General features: G+C 64.1%; 20 protein-coding genes and 3 tRNA genes. 21 read left to right on the forward strand and 2 right to left on the reverse strand.

Annotated features, from left to right (window positions below):
* The 11 genes from gspF to Q8Q83_RS00350 form a co-directional block, all read left to right on the forward strand.
* Positions 1-1,214: type II secretion system inner membrane protein GspF (gene gspF, locus Q8Q83_RS00300; RefSeq protein WP_305620119.1), on the forward strand; the 1,214-nt coding region annotated here is incomplete at its 5' end.
* A gap of 3 nt (positions 1,215-1,217) precedes the next feature.
* On the forward strand, positions 1,218-1,649 hold the full coding sequence (gspG, locus tag Q8Q83_RS00305) for a type II secretion system major pseudopilin GspG (protein WP_305620121.1): 432 nt from the start codon (positions 1,218-1,220) through the stop codon (positions 1,647-1,649).
* A 17-nt stretch (positions 1,650-1,666) separates the two neighbouring features.
* On the forward strand, positions 1,667-2,236 hold the full coding sequence (gspH, locus tag Q8Q83_RS00310) for a type II secretion system minor pseudopilin GspH (RefSeq protein WP_305620122.1): 570 nt from the start codon (positions 1,667-1,669) through the stop codon (positions 2,234-2,236).
* Complete coding sequence (gspI, locus tag Q8Q83_RS00315) at positions 2,233-2,622, forward strand: type II secretion system minor pseudopilin GspI (RefSeq protein ID WP_305620124.1); 390 nt, start codon at positions 2,233-2,235, stop codon at positions 2,620-2,622. The genes gspH and gspI overlap by 4 nt, the downstream gene beginning before the upstream one ends.
* Complete coding sequence (gspJ, locus tag Q8Q83_RS00320; protein ID WP_305620126.1) at positions 2,619-3,305, forward strand: type II secretion system minor pseudopilin GspJ; 687 nt, start codon at positions 2,619-2,621, stop codon at positions 3,303-3,305. Before gspI ends, gspJ begins: the two co-directional genes overlap by 4 nt.
* A complete protein-coding gene (gspK, locus tag Q8Q83_RS00325) occupies positions 3,302-4,267 on the forward strand; it encodes a type II secretion system minor pseudopilin GspK (protein WP_305620128.1) in 966 nt (321 codons plus the stop codon). Before gspJ ends, gspK begins: the two co-directional genes overlap by 4 nt.
* Positions 4,264-5,400, forward strand: coding sequence for a type II secretion system protein GspL (gspL, locus tag Q8Q83_RS00330; protein ID WP_305620130.1), 1,137 nt, complete (start codon positions 4,264-4,266; stop codon positions 5,398-5,400). Before gspK ends, gspL begins: the two co-directional genes overlap by 4 nt.
* Positions 5,397-5,918, forward strand: a complete 522-nt coding sequence (locus Q8Q83_RS00335) for a type II secretion system protein M (protein WP_305620132.1) — start codon at positions 5,397-5,399, stop codon at positions 5,916-5,918. Before gspL ends, Q8Q83_RS00335 begins: the two co-directional genes overlap by 4 nt.
* Positions 5,919-6,063: 145 nt before the next feature.
* Positions 6,064-6,139, forward strand: a tRNA-Val gene (locus Q8Q83_RS00340).
* A gap of 33 nt (positions 6,140-6,172) precedes the next feature.
* Positions 6,173-6,249 (forward strand) — tRNA-Asp (locus Q8Q83_RS00345).
* 97 nt (positions 6,250-6,346) lie between these two features.
* Positions 6,347-6,423: transfer RNA gene (locus tag Q8Q83_RS00350), tRNA-Asp, on the forward strand.
* A 324-nt stretch (positions 6,424-6,747) separates the two neighbouring features.
* Here the strand turns inward: Q8Q83_RS00350 and Q8Q83_RS00355 are convergent.
* Complete coding sequence (locus Q8Q83_RS00355) at positions 6,748-7,785, reverse strand: AraC family transcriptional regulator (protein ID WP_305620134.1); 1,038 nt, start codon at positions 7,783-7,785, stop codon at positions 6,748-6,750.
* Positions 7,786-8,095: 310 nt separating this feature from the next.
* On the opposite strand from Q8Q83_RS00355, the gene Q8Q83_RS00360 reads away from it, so the two are divergent.
* From Q8Q83_RS00360 to Q8Q83_RS00380, 5 genes are all read left to right on the forward strand, one after another.
* Positions 8,096-10,129 carry an NADPH-dependent 2,4-dienoyl-CoA reductase gene (locus tag Q8Q83_RS00360; RefSeq protein ID WP_305620135.1) on the forward strand — a complete coding sequence of 678 codons (2,034 nt, stop codon included), beginning with the start codon at positions 8,096-8,098 and terminating at the stop codon, positions 10,127-10,129.
* Positions 10,130-10,193: 64 nt separating this feature from the next.
* Entirely contained in the window at positions 10,194-10,625 is a 432-nt protein-coding gene (locus Q8Q83_RS00365; RefSeq protein WP_305620136.1) for a nuclear transport factor 2 family protein, read from the forward strand.
* A gap of 259 nt (positions 10,626-10,884) precedes the next feature.
* Positions 10,885-12,255, forward strand: coding sequence for a chromosome partitioning protein ParA (locus tag Q8Q83_RS00370; protein WP_305620138.1), 1,371 nt, complete (start codon positions 10,885-10,887; stop codon positions 12,253-12,255).
* Positions 12,256-12,257: 2 nt separating this feature from the next.
* On the forward strand, positions 12,258-13,226 hold the full coding sequence (locus tag Q8Q83_RS00375; RefSeq protein ID WP_305620139.1) for a 1-aminocyclopropane-1-carboxylate deaminase/D-cysteine desulfhydrase: 969 nt from the start codon (positions 12,258-12,260) through the stop codon (positions 13,224-13,226).
* A gap of 22 nt (positions 13,227-13,248) precedes the next feature.
* Positions 13,249-14,358, forward strand: a complete 1,110-nt coding sequence (locus tag Q8Q83_RS00380; RefSeq protein WP_305620141.1) for a cyclic nucleotide-binding domain-containing protein — start codon at positions 13,249-13,251, stop codon at positions 14,356-14,358.
* Positions 14,359-14,511: 153 nt separating this feature from the next.
* Here Q8Q83_RS00380 and Q8Q83_RS00385 read toward each other — a convergent pair whose 3' ends face one another.
* On the reverse strand, positions 14,512-15,459 hold the full coding sequence (locus Q8Q83_RS00385; RefSeq protein ID WP_305620142.1) for a DUF1853 family protein: 948 nt from the start codon (positions 15,457-15,459) through the stop codon (positions 14,512-14,514).
* A 153-nt stretch (positions 15,460-15,612) separates the two neighbouring features.
* Between Q8Q83_RS00385 and Q8Q83_RS00390 the strand changes: the two genes are divergently transcribed.
* From Q8Q83_RS00390 to Q8Q83_RS00410, 5 genes are read left to right on the forward strand one after another with little or no spacing between them, the layout of a single operon-like run.
* A complete protein-coding gene (locus Q8Q83_RS00390; protein WP_305620144.1) occupies positions 15,613-16,503 on the forward strand; it encodes an NAD(+) kinase in 891 nt (296 codons plus the stop codon).
* Positions 16,504-17,478 carry a metallophosphoesterase gene (locus Q8Q83_RS00395; RefSeq protein ID WP_305620146.1) on the forward strand — a complete coding sequence of 325 codons (975 nt, stop codon included), beginning with the start codon at positions 16,504-16,506 and terminating at the stop codon, positions 17,476-17,478.
* Entirely contained in the window at positions 17,475-18,344 is an 870-nt protein-coding gene (locus Q8Q83_RS00400) for a rhomboid family intramembrane serine protease (RefSeq protein ID WP_305620148.1), read from the forward strand. The genes Q8Q83_RS00395 and Q8Q83_RS00400 overlap by 4 nt, the downstream gene beginning before the upstream one ends.
* Before the next feature lie 27 nt (positions 18,345-18,371).
* Positions 18,372-18,644 carry a YeaC family protein gene (locus tag Q8Q83_RS00405; RefSeq protein ID WP_305620149.1) on the forward strand — a complete coding sequence of 91 codons (273 nt, stop codon included), beginning with the start codon at positions 18,372-18,374 and terminating at the stop codon, positions 18,642-18,644.
* Positions 18,644-19,489 (forward strand): DUF2797 domain-containing protein, encoded by an 846-nt coding sequence (locus tag Q8Q83_RS00410; RefSeq protein WP_305620151.1) that lies wholly within the window; start codon positions 18,644-18,646, stop codon positions 19,487-19,489. Before Q8Q83_RS00405 ends, Q8Q83_RS00410 begins: the two co-directional genes overlap by 1 nt.
* Positions 19,490-19,516 lie beyond the last annotated feature (27 nt).

Raw genomic sequence — 19,516 nt, forward strand, 5'->3', positions numbered from 1 at the left:
CCGCCTTCGAATACCTCGCCCTGGACAATAAGGGACGCCAGCAGAAGGGCGTGCTGGAGGCCGACAGCGCGCGCCAGGTACGGCAGATACTGCGCGATCGGCAGCTCGCACCGCTGGACGTCAAGGCCACCCGCACCCGCGAGAACGCCAGTGCCGGTGGGCATTTCAGCTTTACCCGCGGGCTCTCGGCGAGCGATCTGGCGCTGCTTACGCGCCAGCTGGCGACCCTGATCCAGGCCGCGTTGCCGATCGAGGAAGCCCTGCGCGCGGCAGCGGCCCAGGCCCGTTCGCCGCGGGTGCAGAGCATGTTGCTGGCGGTGCGTGCGCGGGTGCTGGAAGGCCATGACCTGGCCGGCAGCCTGAAAGAATTCCCCTCGGCCTTTCCCGAGCTGTACCGCGCCACGGTGGCGGCGGGCGAGCACGCCGGCCACCTGGGCCCGGTGCTGGAACAGTTGGCCGATTACACCGAACAACGCCAGCAGTCGCGGCAGAAGATCCAGCTGGCGCTGCTCTATCCGCTGATCCTGATGTGCGCCTCCTTGCTGATAGTCGGCTTTCTGCTCGGCTATGTGGTGCCGGACGTGGTGCGGGTGTTCGTCGACTCCGGGCAGACCCTGCCGGCGCTGACCCGCGGTCTGATCGGTCTGAGCGATTGGGTCAAGGCCTGGGGCTGGTTGGCGGTGATTGTGGCGATACTGGGCGTGTTCGCCCTGCGCTGGGCGCTGCGCGATGAGGCGGTCAAGGCGCGCTGGCATGGCGTGCTATTGCGCGTGCCCCTAGTCGGGCGCCTGATCCGCGCCACCGACTGCGCGCGCTTCGCCTCGACCCTGGCGATTCTCACCCGCAGCGGCGTGCCCCTGGTCGAAGCCCTGGGCATAGGCGCCGAGGTGATCGCCAACCGGGTGATCCGCGCCGATGTGGTGATAGCCGCGCAGAAGGTCCGTGAAGGCGGCAGCCTGACCCGGGCCCTGGAAGCCAGCGGCCAGTTCCCGCCAATGATGCTGCATATGATCGCCAGCGGTGAACGCTCCGGCGAGCTGGATCAGATGCTGGCGCGCACCGCGCGCAACCAAGAAAACGATCTGGGCGCCCAGGTGTCTCTCTTGGTGGGGTTGTTCGAGCCCTTTATGTTGGTATTTATGGGGGCGGTGGTGTTGGTCATAGTCTTGGCCATCCTGCTGCCGATTCTGTCTCTTAATCAGTTGGTGGGGTAAACGGTGAAAGTGAACAAGGGGCAAAAGGGTTTTACCCTGATCGAAATCATGGTGGTGGTGGTGATCCTGGGCATTCTCGCCGCGTTAGTGGTGCCGCAAGTGATGAGCCGACCGGACCAGGCCAAGGTCACGGTGGCCCAGGGCGATATCAAGGCGGTGGCCGCCGCGCTGGATATGTACAAGCTGGATAACCACGCCTACCCGAGCACCCAGCAGGGCTTGGAAGCGCTGGTGAAGAAACCCTCGGGCAACCCGCAGCCGAAGAACTGGAACCGCGATGGCTACCTCAAGCGCGCGCCGGTGGACCCCTGGGGCAATGCCTATCAGTACCTGGCGCCTGGCAGCAAAGGTGCGTTCGACCTCTATTCGCTTGGCGCCGACGGCAAGGAAGGCGGCGCCGAGCACGATGCCGATATCGGTAACTGGGACCTCTGATGAGGCCTTGCTGAGCCATGCCAGTCACTCGCCGCGCTGCCGCCAGGCCGCCAGGAGCCCTTGCGGCCAAGGCTTTTACCCTGATCGAGTTGCTGGTGGTGCTGGTGATCCTCGGCTGCCTGATCGGCGTGGCGGTGCTCAGCGTGGGCATCGCCGGGCCGAGCCGGGAGCTGCATAACGAGGCCGAGCGCCTGGCCGGCCTGATTGGCGTGTTGGCCGAGGAGGCGGTGCTGGACAATCAGGAATATGGCTTGCTACTCAGTCGCGACAGCTACCAGGTGCTGCGTTACCAGCCGGCAAGCCTGAGCTGGCAGGCGCTGCCCGGCAAACCCCATGTGCTACCCGTTTGGGCCGAGCTGAGCGTCGAGTTGGAAGGCGCGGCCCTGGAGTTGCCCATGCCCGCGGAGCAGGAGGAGGGCAGCAAGACGCTGGTGCCGCAGCTGTTGTTGCTGTCCAGCGGCGAGATCAGTCCGTTTCGTCTGCGCCTGGCGGAGCGCGGCGCCGACGGTCTGCGTCTGCTGCTGGCCAGCGACGGCTTCGGCTTGCCCAAGGTCGAGGTCGAGCAGCCGGCAGGGCGCGCCGGATGAGGCGCGCTGGCGGTTTTACCTTACTCGAGGTGTTGGTCGCCCTGGCGATTTTCGCCATGGTCGCCGCTAGCGTCCTGACCGCCACCGCCCGCAGCCTGCAGACCGCCTCGCGCCTGGAAGACAAGACCCTGGCGATGTGGATCGCCGACAACCAGCTGACCGAGCTGCAACTGGCGCCAGAGCCGGTGGCCGATGGTCGTGACCAGGGCGAGCTGGAATTCGCCGGGCGGCGCTGGCAGTGGCAGAGCGAAATCAAGGCGACCAGCGAACCGGCCATGCGCCGGGTCAGCCTCTGGGTGGCGCCGCGCGCCGAGGACGGCCTGGGTGGCGAGGTGCGCGAGCGCGCGCTGGTCAGCCTCAATGGTTTTCTCGGTGAGACGCGATGAGAGCGGCCCGTGGCTTTACCTTGCTCGAATTGCTGATCGCCATCGCGATCTTTGCCCTGCTGGGCCTGGGCACCTACCGCATGCTCGACAGCGTGTTGCAAACCGACAAGATCACCCGCGCCCACGAGGCGCAGTTGCGCGAACTGGTGCGGGCCATGGCGGCCTTCGAGCGCGATCTGCTGCAGGTGCTGCCGAGGCCGGCGCGGGATGGTTTCGGCGAGCCGCGCGCCGCCCTGTTCGGTGAAGATGGCGATAGCGATGCCTTGGAGCTGACCCGCAGCGGCTGGCGCAACCCCCTGGCGCAGACCCGCGCCTCGCTGCAGCGGGTGCGCTGGCAGCGTAGCGGCGAGCAGTGGCAACGCCAGTATTGGACGGTGCTGGATCAGGCCCAGGACAGCCAGCCCCAGGTGCAGCAGGCCCTGGATGGGGTGACCGGGCTGCAGTTGCGCTATCAGGATGGCAAGGGCGTCTGGCATGACGCCTGGCCGCCCGAGCAAAGCAAAAGCGAAGAGGCCCTGGTCGTGCTGCCCCAGGCCATCGAACTGGTCATGCAGCATCGCCGTTATGGCGAGTTGCGCCGCCTGCTGCGCCTGCCGGATGTCTTGCCCGAACACCTGCAGCAGGCGCCGCAGAACCCTGAGAACCCCGCAGAGCCAGAGCCAGAAACGGAGCCGCAGCCATGAGGGCGCAGCGCGGCATGGCCTTGATCACCGTATTGCTGGTGGTGGCTGTGGTCACGGTGGTGAGCGCCGGGATCATCGCCCGCCAGCAACTGTCGATCCGCAGCAGCGCCAACCAACTGCATGTGCGCCAGGCCTGGCATTACGCCCTGGGCGGCGAAACCCTGGCCAAGGCGCTGCTGCAGCGCGATCTGCGCCAAGGCGATCCGCGCGCGCCGGTGGACCATCTGGCCGAGGCCTGGGCCAAGCCGCTGGCCCCCTTTGCCCTGGATGAAGGGGGCGAGTTGCGGGTACAGATCATCGACCTCACCGGGCGCTTCAACCTCAACAGCCTGCTGCGCCAGAACCAGCCCATCGAGGCCGCCGTGGCGCAATTTCGGCGTCTGTTGCTGGGGCTGCAGATCGAGACGCCCTATGCCGATCGCCTGCTCGACTGGTTGGATGCCGATCAGGAGGCGACGGGCGGCTATGGCGCCGAGGACAACCAGTATCTGCTGCTGCAGCCGCCCTATCGCGCGGCCAATCGCCTGCTGGCCGATGTCTCGGAGTTGCGTCTGCTGCTGGAGATGAGCGAGGCCGACTATCAGCGCCTGCTGCCCTTTGTCAGCGCCTTGCCGGCGGATGCGACCCTGAACGTCAACACCGCCAGCGCGCGGGTCTTGGCCAGCCTGGCCGACGGTTTGTCGCTGAGCACGGCCCAGGGCCTGGTGGCGGCGCGCGGGGCCCAGGGCTATAGCGATCTGCCTAGCTTTATTGCGCAGCTCGGCGGGCTTACGCCGCAGAGTCAGGGCTTGGCCGTCGGCAGCCAGTATTTTCAGGTGATCAGCGAAGTGAATGTGGGTGATCGCCGTCAGGTTTTACGCAGCACCCTGCAGCGAGCCAGCGATGGCAAGCTGTATGTTCTAGCCCGTGATCTGGGGGGCAGCGGTATGCCGCCGGCTCCCGTCGAGGAAGTCGAGCCATGAGTCAGTCCTATGTATTTCTACCGCCCGCGGCTTGTGCGGGGGCGCGGGCCGATCTGTCGGTGCAGCAGGTCGTGGCGGGGCGCAGCGAGAGCCTGCCGTTCGCCGAGGCCCAGGCGCAGCTGCAGGGCAGTTGGACCCTGGTGTTGCCGGTCGAGGCGGTCACCGCCTGCGCGGTCACTCTACCGACCCGCAAGGCGCGCTGGTTGCGCCAGGCCCTGCCATTCGCCGTGGAGGAGCTGCTGGCCGAAGACGTCGAGCTGATGCACCTGGCCCTGGGCGAACCCCTGGCCGATGGCCGGCACCGGGTGTTTGCCGTGCGCCGCACTTGGTTGGCCGCTTGGTTGGCGCTGTGCAGCACGCCGCCGCAGATCATTGCCGTGGATGCCGACCTGTTGCCGGCAGTTGGCACCCAGTTGCTGGAGTTGCAGGGGCGCTGGTTGCTGGGCGGCGAAAATGTCGCCCGCATGGCGCTGACGAGCAGCGACTGGCCGGCATTGGCGCCGCTCTGCGCGCAGCCGCACACGGCCTGCTGCGGCGCCGGGCAAGACGCCCCGCAGCCCGTGGATGAGCAAGCGGAGATTGCCGAGCCCTTTGTCTGGCTAGCGCAGCAAGGCGTCAGCACTAACCTGGCCCAGGGCGAATTTGCCGCGCAGCAGAGCAGCGGCCAGTGGCAGCGTTGGCGTCCCGTGCTGGGGCTGGTCGGCCTGTGGCTGCTGTTGCAATGGGGCTTTAATCTGGCCCAGGGCTGGCACTTGCAGCGCCAGGCCGACAACTATGCCGCCGCCAGTGCGGCGCTCTATCGGCAGTTGTTCCCGCAAGACAGCAAGCTGGTCAACCTGCGCGTGCAGTTTGATCAGCATCTCAGCGCCGGCGCCGGCAGTGGCCAGGCGCACTTGCTGGGTATGCTGGCGCAGGTCAGCCAGGCCTTGGGCGCCGGGGGCGCGCAGGTGCAAATCCGCCAGGTGGACTTCAGCGAGAGCCGCGGCGATCTGGCCATGCAGGTGCAGGCGGCCGGATTTGCCGAGCTGGAACAGCTGCGCGAGCGCCTGCAGCAAAGCGGCTTGGCCGTGCAATTGGGTTCGGCCAGCCGGGAAGAGACTGGGGTCAGTGCACGCGTGGTGATCGGGGGATGAGTATGGGTGAGATCAATAAAGGTTTTTCCGCGCAGCTGGACAATTCCCAGCTGGTGCAGCGCTGGCGCGCCCTGGCGCCCCGTGAGCAGCTGTCGCTGGCCAGTCTGGCGGCGTTTCTCTTGCTGGTGCTGCTGTATCTGGCGCTCTGGCAGCCGGCCCAGCAGCGCCTGGCGGCCGCGCGCAGTGCCTTCGAGACGCAGCGCGAACTGAATGCCTATCTGCATAGCCAGGCTCCGCAGGCGCGCAACCTGGCGAGCCAGCCGCAAGTCAGTGTCGATCCGGCGGGCTTGCAGGGCCTGGTAACCGCCAGTGCCAGCGCCCAGGGCTTGACCATCGAGCGTTTGGATAGCGGCGGCGAGGGTGCCCTGCAGGTCAGTGTGCAGCCAGCGCCTTTTGCCCAGCTGATACGCTGGTTCGGCGCCTTGCAAGAGCAGGGCGTGCAGATTGCCGAAGCGGGGCTGGATCGCGCCGAGGCCAACAAGGTGGCCGCGCGCCTGAGCCTGCGGGTTAGCCAGTAAGCGGAGCGCCAGCTTGCTTAAGGGCGCAGGAGGCTGCGGATGGGCAACGGAGGGCGGCGACGATTTTTCACTTTTTTAGAAAAACTTGAAGCAGAGTATTGACTTAGCTGCGGTCCTTGCGTAAATTTCGCGCCTCGCAAGCAGCGGGTGATTAGCTCAGCTGGGAGAGCATCTGCCTTACAAGCAGAGGGTCGGCGGTTCGATCCCGTCATCACCCACCACTCTTGTGAAACCGGACGCAAGTCCACCGACGCGCAGCGGTAGTTCAGTCGGTTAGAATACCGGCCTGTCACGCCGGGGGTCGCGGGTTCGAGTCCCGTCCGCTGCGCCATATTTTCCATGCCGAGTTTGTTCGGTATGAGATAGAAAGCTCCAAGAGCGCTCTATCAGATGAAGCAAGAGTTCCATGGACGTAAGTCCACCGACACGCAGCGGTAGTTCAGTCGGTTAGAATACCGGCCTGTCACGCCGGGGGTCGCGGGTTCGAGTCCCGTCCGCTGCGCCATATACGAAACCCTCAGGTAGCGATGCCTGAGGGTTTTTTATTGCCTGCCATCCCTGGAGGCCACCCTGCGGGCCGTCGCTGTGCGACGTTAAAAATCGCTCCAGGCGATTTTTTATTGCGCACGACAAACTGTCATCTTGCGTTCATCTGCATCTTTTAGTTTGTTTGACATGCTCCTTGTTACTTAATTGAGGAGCGTGACGACAAACGGGAGGATGGTGCTATGGACGATTACCAAGAAGAACTGCTGGAGCTGCAGGCTCTGGAAGATGACGGGGTGGAGCTGGCGGAAGACGCCACCGAGCTCTAACCACCTGCCGAAAACTATTCTGCCCGCCGCTGCTCGCGCCGGTATTCCCCTGGGGTTTGCTGATTCCAGCGCTTGAACGCGCGCTGAAAGGCTTCGGCCGAGGCAAAGCCGAGCAGGTAGGCGATCTCGCCAAAGGCCAGTTCGGTGTCGCGGATATAGGCCATGGCCAGGTCGCGGCGGGTGTCATTGAGGATGGCGCGAAACTGCGTGCCTTCTTCGGCCAGCTTGCGTCGCAGCGTCCAGGCCGGCAGCTGCAGGCGCGCGGCCACCTCTGCCAGATCCGGCTCACGTCCATGCAGCAAGGGCCCCAGCAGCTGGGTGATGCGCTCGCGCAGGCTGCGGGTGCGGGTCAGCTGCTCCAACTCGCGCTCGCAGATTTCCAGCAGCTGTTTCCAGGTGCTCGGGCAGTGCTCCGGGTTGCGCATATTCAGGCTGCTCTGGTTGAGGCGCAGCTGGTTGTGTTCGCTGGCGAACTCCACCGGGCAGGCAAACAATTCGCCGTATTGCGCGGCGTAGGCGGGCGCCGGGAACTCGATCTGCACTTTCTCCACGGGCAGCGGCTGCTGCGCCAGCTTGCTCAGTTGCTGCGCCCAGCTGGCCAACACCGAGTCGATCACGAAGCGGTTGTAGTCGTTGTAGGGGCTGATCGAGTAGAAGCGCAGCCAGGCGCCCTGGGCGTCTTCGTGCAGGCTCGACTGGCCGCGGTAGTTGGCGGCATACAGCGGCTCGAAACGTATCAGGGCGCGGGCGGCTTCGCGTACGGTCGGGGCCTGGGCTGCGGTGACGCCAGCCAGGCCGAGCTGGCTTAAACGGCTGCAGCGCCCCATCTGCAGGCCAATACCTGCTTCGCCGCTTTGCTGGATGGCGGCATGGCCCAGGCGCATATAACGCGGGATCGACAGGCGTGCGTGGGGTTCGCCCAGGCGCGCCGGGTCGAGGCCGTAGCTGTCGAACAGGGGCTGTGGGTCCTGTCCCAGGCTGCGCATGGCGGCGGCCAGGCTCTCGACAAAGCCCACCGCCAGATCGCCCAGCCGGATCCTCGAGCCTTTCACTGGTGCAGCCTGCCAGGGCTTGGCCGTTGTTTTGTCCTGTAGCCAGCGCGATTCCGGCTGCTGAGCCGACTCGGGGCGTTGCCGAAGTGCAGAGGTCTGGGCATGGATTTGCTGCGCGGTGAAGTCATGGCGTCAGGGTAGGGGAGCGCCTCGGGCTTGCCAAGCTGCGCTGTACGATTCGATCAATAAGTTGTCATTTTAAGTCATTGAGCCATTCGGGCTGGCTCTTTATCGTCTCACCCATATCGACTGCAGCCCGTTAGAGGCTGCGGCGCTCCGTGAAATGCCCATGCCCGATGTGGAGAACTCCATGACTGCTCACTACCCGCACCTGCTCGCCCCTCTGGATCTGGGTTTCACCACCCTGAAGAACCGCACCCTGATGGGTTCCATGCACACCGGCCTGGAAGAAAAGGCGAACGGCTTCGAGCGCATGGCGGCCTATTTCGCCGAGCGTGCCCGTGGCGGTGTTGGCCTGATGGTGACCGGCGGTATCGGTCCGAACGAGGAGGGCGGCGTGTACTCCGGTGCGGCCAAGCTGACCACCGTCGAGGAAGCCGAGAAGCACAAGATAGTCACCCAGGCCGTGCACGAGGCGGGCGGCAAGATCTGCATGCAGATCCTGCATGCCGGCCGCTATGCCTACAGCCCGAAATCGGTGGCGCCGAGCGCGATCCAGGCGCCGATCAATCCGTTCAAGCCGCGTGAGCTGGACGAGGACGGCATCGAGAAGCAGATCCAGGACTTTATCAACTGCTCTGTGCTGGCCCAGCAGGCCGAATACGACGGCGTTGAGATCATGGGTTCGGAAGGTTACTTCATCAACCAGTTCCTGGTCGCCCATACCAACCACCGCACCGACCGCTGGGGCGGCAGCTATGAGAACCGTATGCGCCTGCCGGTGGAAATCGTCCGCCGCGTGCGTGAGGCTGTGGGGCCGAACTTCATCATCATTTACCGCCTGTCGATGCTCGACCTGGTCGAGGGCGGCAGCACCTGGGACGAGATAGTGCTGTTGGCCAAGGCCATCGAGCAGGCCGGCGCCACCCTGATCAACACAGGTATCGGCTGGCACGAAGCGCGTATCCCGACCATCGCCACCAAGGTGCCGCGCGCGGCCTTCACCAAGGTCACCGCCAAGCTGCGTGGCGAGGTGGCTATTCCGCTGATCACCACCAATCGCATCAACACCCCGGAGATTGCCGAGCAGGTGCTGGCCGAGGGCGACGCCGATATGGTCTCCATGGCCCGGCCGTTCCTCGCCGACCCGGACTTCGTCAACAAGGCCGCCGCCGGCCGTAGTGACGAGATCAACACCTGCATTGGCTGCAATCAGGCCTGCCTGGACCACACCTTCGGCGGCAAGCTGACCAGCTGCCTGGTCAACCCGCGCGCCTGCCACGAAACCGAGCTGAACTATATCCCCACCGTGCAGGTGAAGAAGATCGCCGTGGTCGGTGCCGGCCCGGCCGGGCTGTCCGCCGCTACGGTCGCTGCCGAACGTGGCCATAGCGTGACCCTGTTCGACTCGGCCAGCGAAATCGGTGGTCAGTTCAACGTGGCCAAGCGTGTGCCGGGCAAGGAAGAGTTCTTCGAGACCCTGCGCTACTTCAAGCGCAAGCTGGAAACCACCGGTGTCGACCTGCGCCTGAATACCCGCGTCTCGGCTTCCGAGCTGGCTCAGGGCGGCTTCGATGAAATCATTCTGGCCACCGGTATCGCGCCGCGCACCCCGGCCATCCCGGGCATCGAGCACGCCAAGGTGATCAGCTATCTGGACGCCATCCTGCAGCGCAAGCCGGTCGGCCAGGCCGTGGCGGTGATAGGTGCCGGCGGTATCGGCTTCGATGTGTCCGAGTTCGTCATCCACCAGGGCGAATCCATCAGCCTCAACCGCGAGGCGTTCTGGAAGGAGTGGGGCATCGATACCGACCTGGAGGCCCGCGGCGGTGTCGCCGGGATCAAGGCCGAGGTACACCCCGAGGCGCGCCAGGTGTTCCTGTTGCAACGCAAGAAGTCCAAGGTCGGCGACGGCCTGGGCAAGACCACCGGCTGGATCCATCGCACCGGCTTGAAGAACAAGAACGTGCAGATGCTCAACTCGGTCGAGTACCTCAAGGTCGACGACGCCGGCCTGCATATCCGCATTGGCGAAGGTGAGCCGCAGGTGCTGCCGGTGGACACAGTGATCATCTGCGCCGGCCAGGACCCGCTGCGCGAGCTGCAGGAGGGCCTGATCGCCGCCGGGCAGAACGTGCACCTGATCGGTGGCGCCGATGTGGCGGCCGAACTGGACGCCAAGCGTGCGATCAACCAGGGCTCGCGCCTAGCCGCCGAGCTCTAAGCAACCGACGCCCCGCCTAGTGCGGGGCGTTTTGCATGTGGCTCACAATAACAAGGAGAAGCTCATGTCCAGCAGTACCCAACTCCAACCAGCAGCGGCCGCCACGCTCGCGCAGTGGCATGGCCTGATGCAGAACAATGACTTGCGCCAGCTGCCCGAGCTGCTGCATCCGCAGGCGGTATTTCGCTCGCCCATGGCGCACAAACCCTATGCCGGCGCGCCCATGGTGTCGCTGATTCTGAATACCGTGAGCCAGGTGTTCGAGGATTTCGTCTACCACCGGCAGCTGGTTAGCGCGGACGGTCTTAACCTGGTGCTGGAATTCAGTGCCAAGGTCGACGAGCGCGAGCTCAAGGGCATCGACATGATCCGCTTCGACGAGGCCGGCAAAATAGTCGAGTTCGAAGTGATGGTCCGTCCGATGAGTGGTCTGCAGGCCCTCGGTGAGGAGATGGGCCGGCGTTTGGCGCCCTATCTGGCTGCTGCACAGAACTAAGCACCAATCCCATCACAGTTTTGGCCTGCTGCCGGCTTTTCTCGGCCCGGCGGCAGGGCGACTGCCAACCCAGTCACATTGCCGGCTGCGGTTTTTCCCCTAGACTTGCCTAAACAGGGTTGTTGCGCCTGGGTTACAGGCCGCATCTAACTTGTCAGACTATTGGTCGTCTTTCTTGCGCATGCCACCTGGGTGCTGCTGCGCTGAAAGTTGTTATCTGTTGAGCGGATTGTCCCGTTTCGGCCCTAGAGGGAAACCGATGAGCATGCAGAACAAGCCGAAGATGGTTGAGGCCGTGATGTTCTTCAGTGAGCGCGGCGGCATCTGCAAGCAAATGTTCTTGTCTGAGTTCGAGGCTCTGCTCGACGGCGTGGTCAACATGCCGGAGTTTGCCGAGCAGCAGATGCGCGTCGCCTATGTCACTATCAACCCGCGCCTGCTGATCAAAGCCGCGGTGTTCTTCTATCTGGATTTCGACGAAAATGGTGCGCCGGATTCCGGCTGGAATATTCCCCTGCAGCACCTGGCCGAACGCTCCGGGCGTGGCCCCGATCTGGGCGCCGGGCCTATCCGCCTGGCTTGCCGCAGCCAGTGCCCGGTGTCCTGGCACCAGATGCACCTGTGGGACCCTAGCCTGAGCCCAGGGCAGAATGACCTGGTGTTGCTGCGCGACGCGGTCAAGCGTAACAATCTGGGCCTGCTGATCGAGGAGGACAATGCTCAGGCGGTGGCCACCGAGCGTCTGCAAATGGCCGCGGAAGACAAGTGGTATGCGCCCGACTATGCCCTGGAAGAGATAGCCAAGCCCAAGGACAAGCTCGATCAGGAGCAGCGGCAAAAGGCCGCGCAGATGATCAAGCAGCAGCGTCTGCGGATCAGCAGCCTGAGCCAGCAACACGAAGAAGAGTTGGCCAAATTCAAGCTGGCCAGCCAAGAGCGCTACCAGGCTCTGCAAGCCGAGATGCAAGGCCAGCAACAGGCGTTGCGCCAGCAGGAAGAGCTGAATGCCAGCCTCAAGGCGCAGTTGGCCGTACAGGCCGCCAGTTTCCAATCCTCCCGCGAGGAAATGACCGAGCAACTGCACGCCCTGGAGCACCATGGTCGCAGTGAGGGCGATGTCTTGCGCGCCCAGTTCGAGAGCGAGATGCAGGCCAAGATCGCCTCGGCGGTGGTAGAGTTCAAAGAGCAGATTGCCATCCGTGACGTTGAGTTGGCCTATCGCAACGAGCAGGACACCCAGTCCCTGCAGGAAATCACCCGGCTCAAGCGCGCCTATACCGAGCTGGCCAGTCAGGGCGGCGACCAGATTCTGGAGCGTCTGGCCAAGCTCGGTGTGGTGTTCGTGGTGTATCACCCGGGGGCCGGGCATCTGACCATCCCGCTGCAGGACATCTCGGCTTATCAAGACAACCCGCTGGCCTATGCGGCTAGCAAGTGCTTCGTCACCGAGGAGCAATACCGTCACTGGTTGGCCCACTATCAACAGCCGAGTTGTGAGGCCCTGTTGCCCAGCGGCGAGCGCTGCGCCATCCCGATTGACCGGGTGGATACCCCAAGCCGTTTCACCCTGGGTGACTCCAACTGCTGCGCGCGGCATAAGACCAGCAGTCGTATGCGTACCGTCAGTTAACCTTGGCCGTAGTTTTCCCCGCCTGGACGCCTAGCGCGCCGCTGCAGCCGCTGAGTTTCGACTGGTCGAGCGCGGCCGCTGTCGAGCTGGCCGTGCTGCGTCTGGATCTGATCGATCCGCTGATCAGCGGCAACAAGTGGTTCAAGCTTGCGCATCACCTGCTGTCGGCCGCTGCTGTGGGGGCCGAGGGCCTGATCAGCCTGGGTGGCGCCCATTCCAATCATCTGCATGCGTTGGCCGCCGCTGGGCGGCGTTTCAACTTCGCCACCGTGGGGCTGCTGCGTGGCGAGCCGCAGGACACACCGACCATCGCCGATCTGCAAGCGTGCGGCATGCAGCTGCACTGGCTGGGTTATGGCGGTTATCGTACGCGCCATCAGCCGGGCTTCTGGGAACAGTGGCATGAGCGTTATCCGGATTTTTATCCAGTGCCGGAAGGTGGCGGCGGTTTGCCGGGCGCCCAGGGCTGCGCGGCGTTGCTCACCCAGGCGCGCCAGCAGCTGGCCAGTCTGGGGTGGGCAGACTATGACGGCTGGTGGTTGGCTGCGGGGACCGGTACCACCTTGGCCGGTTTGCTCTTGGCCGAGGCGGGCGAGCACCCGGTCTATGGGGCGCTGGCGGTGCCGGCCAATCACGGAGTACAGCAGCAGGTACAGGCGATTTTGCATGCGGCCGGCAGGCCCGATAGCGGCTATCAGTTGCTGGATGCCAGCCGTGCTGGCTTTGCCAAGGCCGACGCCGAGCTAATCGACTTTATGCGCGCCAGTGAAGCCGCCAGCGGTTTGCCTCTGGAGCCTGTGTATAGCGCTAAAGCATTAATGGCGTTGCGCCGGCAGGTCGAGGCCGGTTACTTTGCTCGCGGCAGCCGCCTGCTATTTGTTCACACGGGTGGGCTGCAAGGACGCCAAGCGGCATTGTCGCGCTACCAGCAGGCCTGTTCGGCCCAGCCAGCCGGCTACACTGACTCTTGACCAGCGGAGCCTGAATATTTTCATGAGCGAACCCCTCAATCCCGAACAGTTGCGCAGCCTGACGCCGCTCAATGTGCTGTCCGAACAGCAGTGGCGCGAGTTGCGCAGCCAATTGATCCCGCAGCCGCTGTTGGCTGGGCAATTGCTGTTTCGTCTGGGGGATCAGGCGCGCGTGACCTATTACCTGCTGGCCGGCGAGTTGCTGCTGCAGTCTGCCGATGGCCAGCAGCAGCGCTTGCAGGCTGGCAGCGAGGCCAGCTGTCATACCCTGTCGCCGAGTCTGCCGCGCTTGCATGAGGTGCGTGCCATGACCGATGCCAGTGTGCTGGCGTTGGACAGCGCAACCCTGAACCGGCTGCTGACCTGGCGCCTGGCCTACCAGGATTTGCTGCTCGAGCTGGGCCAGGGCGAGGCCGAAATCGAGTGGTTGGAGCGCCTGTTGGAGAACCCTTTGTTCGCCAAGGTGCCGCCCTCCAATGTGCGCGCCATGCTCGAACGTTTGCAACGCATCGAATTGCCGGCTGGCAGTACGGTATTGCGTGAAGGCGAGGCCGGGGATTGCTGCTACTTCCTCAACAGCGGCCGCGCCGAAGTGATTCGCGGAGCCGCCAGCGCCAAGCAGGTTCTGGCCGAGTTGGACATAGGCGCTTGCTTCGGCGAGGAGGCTTTGCTCGCCGATAGCCCGCGCAATGCCACAGTGACCATGCTGGAAGATGGCGTGGTGCTGCGCCTGGATCGTCAGGACTTCTTCTCCCTGCTCAAGGCGCCGGTGGTCGATGAGGTTTCCCTGGGCGAGGCCTCACGCCTGCTGGCCGGCGGGGCGCAGTGGCTGGATGTGCGCCTGCAGACGGAATACGAGCGTGCCCATGCCCTGCAATCCTTGAATATGCCCCTGCAATTGCTGCGCTTGAAGGCTCGCCTGCTGGATAAGGAACGCACCTATCTGTGCTATTGCGACAGCGGTAAGCGCAGTGCCAGCGCGGTGTTCCTGCTTTCCCAGCTGGGCTTTAGTGCCTACGCCTTGCGCGATGGGGTGGATGCCTTGCCCGCGGTGCAGCGCGATGCCTTGCTCTGCGAAAGCGGTTCCGGCTATCTGGCCCGTTCCGGTGGACGGACCGAGCGTAGCCGCTGACCGTCTCCCCTTAGAACCTGTTTCTGATCTCGCGAGCTAGAGCGAGACAAGGCAAAAACAGCCGAGGAAGCGGAGTTTACGGGTTGTAAATGAGCATTCCGAGGCTGTTTTTAACGCCGTATCGCCGACGCGCAGCAGATCCGAGACAGGTTCTTAGCTCTCGGCCTGCCTGGGCCACTCATCATTGAGCAAAAACACCCGCTCGGCCTCGATCCAGTCGCCTTCCGGGCCTTCTGTCAGGCGTACCAGCAACTGGGCATTGGCCTGCGCCGGCAAGGCCGCCAGCCAGCGCTCGAACTCCTCGGCTGAACGCAATTCCGCTGGATCGAGGCGGGCAGGCGCCAGCCAGGCCTGACGCGGCAGCGGCTGCCAGCAGGCGGCGCTGCTTTGTGCGGCTAGCACCGGCCAGTCGCGTCTATGTAGCCAGCGCCCGCGCAAATGTTCCGGGTTGGCACCTTGCGGCGCGGCGCAGCCGTGCTTCCAGGGATAGAACAGGTAGCCGGCGAGCCACAGCGCCGCCTGGCTCTGCTGAATATCCAGCTCGGCCAATATTGAGAGCGCCTGGCTGCCTGCCGACAGCGGTAGCTGGTGCTGACACAGGTGTTTGAGTTTCAGATCCAGGCGGTCGTGGCTGCCGGGGCCCAGCCACTGGGCTGGATCTTCCCCGCTGGCATCTGCCGGGCCGAGGTAGAGCTTGATCGCCAGCTCCAGGTGGTGCACCCCTTGTTCGTCACGCATCAGCAGGTCCAACTCGCCCAGGGTGTGCCCCTGTTGGCGGATCGGCAGGTTGGCCGCCAGCACCTCGACGCCGGGGGCGGCGTGCAGGGCGAATTGCCAGAGCCGCTCGTAGTACAGGCCCAGGCGGCGTACCGAGCTCTGCGCCAGCCAGTGCTGCAGCGGGCCGCTGTCGGCATCCAGGTTGCGCAGCCAATCGGCCAGGGCGCCGGGGTTGCGGCTCCAGCGGCTGGCACTGAGCGGATGGCGTTGCGGCCAGGGCGTGCTGCTCAGCAGGGGCGGAGACAGCAGCACCCAGGCCAGATCGCGCACCAGGGGGTGGCGCAATTGCGTGGGCAGGTCGGTTAGCGAGTCAAAGGGTGTCATGCTGCGAGCATAGCCCCTAACCGCTTGCTTGAAAGGCCCCCGGGGTAAACCTCGGGGCTTTTCCTGCCCTGGGCAAGGCCTGCAAGTTTGCCGCTGTTGCCGGCTTTCACCCATAATCGGAAGTCTCTAGATCCAGAGTCTTGCGGGAGCACCATGGAGCAGTTTCGTAATATCGGCATCATCGGTCGACTGGGCAGTACCCAGGTGCTCGACACCATTCGCCGACTGAAAAGGTTTCTGCTCGAGCGCCACCTGCACGTGATACTCGAGGACACCATCGCCGAGGTGCTGCCGGGCCATGGCCTGCAGACCTCGACGCGGAAAATCCTCGGCGAGATCTGCGACCTGGTGATAGTGGTCGGGGGCGACGGCAGCATGCTTGGCGCGGCCCGTGCCCTGGCCCAGCATAAGGTGCCGGTGCTGGGGGTCAACCGCGGCAGCCTGGGCTTTCTCACCGATATTCGCCCCGATGAGCTGGAGCTCAAGGTGGCCCAGGTGCTGGAAGGCGACTACCTGACCGAGAACCGCTTCCTGCTCGAGGCCGAGGTGCGCCGTCACGACGAGGCCATTGGTCAGGGCGATGCGCTCAACGACGTGATACTGCACCCGGGCAAGTCGACGCGGATGATCGAGTTCGAGCTGTATATCGACGGTCAGTTCGTCTGCAGCCAGAAGGCCGACGGCCTGATAGTCGCCACCCCGACCGGTTCCACCGCCTATGCGCTGTCCGCCGGCGGACCGATCATGCACCCCAAGCTGGATGCCATCGTCATAGTGCCGATGTACCCGCATACCCTGTCCAGCCGGCCGATCGTGGTGGACGGCAACAGCGAGCTGAAAATCGTGGTGTCCAAGGATCTGTCGATCTACCCGCAGGTGTCCTGCGACGGGCAGAACCATTTCACCTGCGCGCCGGGCGACACCATCACGGTGAGCAAGAAGCCGCAGAAGCTGTGCCTGATCCATCCGCTCGACCACAACTACTACGAGGTGTGCCGGACCAAGCTGGGGTGGGGCAGTCGGCTCGGTGGTGGGGGTGACTGAATGGACCTCGACCCCGACCGTGGCTACGACCTGATTGGCGATATCCATGGCTGCAGCAAAACCTTGGAGCGCCTGCTCGACACCCTCGGCTACCGCAAGCAGGGGGCTGTCTGGCGTCATCCGCGGCGCCTGGCGATCTTCCTCGGTGATCTGGTCGACCGCGGCCCGCGCATTCGCGAGACCCTGCATCTGGTCCGCGATATGGTCGCCGCCGGCCAGGCGCTGTGCATCATGGGCAACCATGAGTTCAACGCCCTGGGCTGGAGCACGCCGGCCGCGCCGGGCAGCGGTCGGCAGTTCGTGCGTGAACACACGCCCAGGCATGCCCGGCTGATCAAGGAAACCCTGGAGCAGTTCGCGGCCTATCCGGCGGAATGGCGCGAGTTTCTCGGCTGGTTCTACGAGTTGCCGCTGTTTATCGATGCTGGACGTTTCCGCGTGGTGCATGCCTGTTGGGATGCCGGGTTGATCGAGCCGCTACGCGCACAGTTCGCCGATGGCTGCATCGATGAGGCTTTCCTGCAGGCGTCCGCGGTGCCGGGCAGCTTTGCCAATACGGTGCTGGATCGCCTGTTGCGCGGCACCGATATGCGCTTACCCCATGGCATGACCCTGACCAGCGATGATGGTTTTACCCGCGCGCACTTTCGCACCAAGTTCTGGGAAGAAGACCCGCAGACCTACGGCGATATAGTGTTCCAACCCGATGCCTTGCCGGAGTTGGCCGCGCAGATGCCGCTGAGCGATATGCAAAAAACCGAATTGCTGAAATATGCCGCCGACCAGCCCTTGCTGTTTGTCGGCCACTACTGGCGCAGCGGCAAGCCCGCGCCGATTCGGCCCAACCTGGCCTGTCTGGATTACAGCGCGGTGTTGAACGGCAAGCTGGTGGCCTACCGGCTCGATCAAGAAAGCCGCCTGGATGCCAGCAAGTTTGTCTGGGTCGAGGTTGCGCAAGGGAAGGGGCAAGCATGAGCGCGGTAGCCGCCATGCGCCTGCCGGTGCAGGTCGATCTCAGTGGCTTTATCGCCTTGCTGCGGCGCCTGCAGGTGCCCCACCGGGTCGCCGAGGAGGCCGGCGAGCAAGTGCTCTGGGTGCCCGGCGAGCAGCTGGCCGAACAGGTGCGCGAGCTGTATGCGCGTTATCCCCTGGGCGATGCCGCGGCGCTGCTTGAGCAGCCGCTCAGCTTGCCAAGAGAGTCGGGACCGGGCTTGATCCAGCAGCTGAAAAGCAGTCTGTTGACTTCCATCATGCTGGCGCTGACCTTCGTTGTCTTCGCCATCACCGGTACAGGCGAGAATTACACGACTATCCACTGGCTGAGCTTTGTCGATTTCCGTGTCCAGGGCGACTACATCTATTTCGCTTACCTGGGCGAGACCCTGGGCAGCGGCCAGTGGTGGCGCCTGCTGACGCCCATGCTGATCCATTTCGGCTGGTTGCATCTGGCCATGAATAGCCTCTGGTACTGGGAGTTGGGGCGGCGTATCGAGGCGCGCCAGGGCGCCCTGATGCTCTTGGGGCTGACCCTGCTGTTTAGCCTGGCGGCGAACTTCGCCCAGTATCTGTATGCCGGTCCGTCGCTGTTCGGCGGCCTGTCCGGTGTGCTCTACGGCTTGCTCGGGCATTGCTGGCTGTTCCAGCGTCTGGCGCCCACTGCGGCTTACCGCCTGCCTCCCGGCGTGCTGGTGATGATGCTGGTCTGGCTGTTGGTCTGCATGACCGGCATCTTCGAGCTGTTGCAGGTCGGCGCCATTGCCAATGCCGCCCATGTCGGCGGTCTGCTCGCGGGCTGCCTAACGGGCCTCGTAGGCGGTGCGCTGGCGCGTCGGCACCGGTAAACTGATGCATCGCATTCGGAGGTCACCATGTCGCACCCCTCGTCCTTTCTCCAAGCTATCGAAAATATCACCTCAGAGATCTACCAGAACCTCAAGCTGGCAGTGGAAATCGGCAAATGGCCGGATGGCCGCAAGCTGACCCAGGAGCAGAAGGAGCTGACCCTGCAGGCCTTGATCGCTTGGGAAATTCAGAATCTGCCCGAGGAAGAGCGCATCGGTTATATGGGCCCGCAGGAATGCAGCTCCAAGTCCGAGCCGGTAGCCAATCTGCTGTTCAAGTCCTCGGATACCCTGCATTGATGAGCGAGCTGGCCCGTGGTGCCCTGAGCAAGATGGCGACGCAGCTGGATGCGCCGGTGCAATACAGCTTGCGCCTGGGCGATGAGCTGCTGCCGGTCAATCCGCTGATCGGCAAGACCCTGCGCCTGGAGTTCCTGGGGGCCATTCACTGCACTCACTGCGGGCGCAAGACCAAGAGCAGCTACAGCCAGGGTTATTGTTACCCCTGCATGCAGAAGCTGGCGCAGTGCGATATCTGCATCATGAGCCCGGAGCGTTGCCACTATGAGGCCGGCACCTGCCGCGAGCCGAGCTGGGGCGAACAGTTCTGCATGACCGACCATGTGGTCTACCTGGCCAACTCCTCAGGGGTAAAAGTCGGCATCACCCGCGCCACCCAGATTCCCACGCGCTGGATCGACCAGGGCGCGAGCCAGGCCTTGCCGATTCTGCGGGTGGCCACCCGGCAGCAGTCGGGTTTCGTCGAAGACCTGCTGCGCAGCCAGGTGGCGGACAAGACCAACTGGCGCGCCTTGCTCAAGGGCGATGCGGCGCCGGTGGATCTACTCGCCGTGCGCGAGCAGCTGTTCGACAGCTGCGCGGCCGGCCTCACCGAGTTGCAGCAGCGCTTTGGTATCCAGGCCATTCAGCCGTTAAGCGATCAGACGGTGGTGCAGATCAGCTATCCGATCGAGGCCTATCCGGCCAAGATCAGCAGCTTCAATCTGGACAAGAATCCGCTGGCCGAAGGCACCCTGCTCGGCATCAAGGGCCAGTACCTGATGTTCGACACCGGGGTGATCAATATCCGCAAGTACAGCGCTTACCAAATAGCCATAAGCTGCAAGTCACAAGCTGCAAGCTGACCACAATCCCTACTTGCAGCTCGAAGC

This window comes from Pseudomonas sp. (genome assembly GCF_030696055.1).
GTDB lineage: Bacteria > Pseudomonadota > Gammaproteobacteria > Pseudomonadales > Pseudomonadaceae > Aquipseudomonas.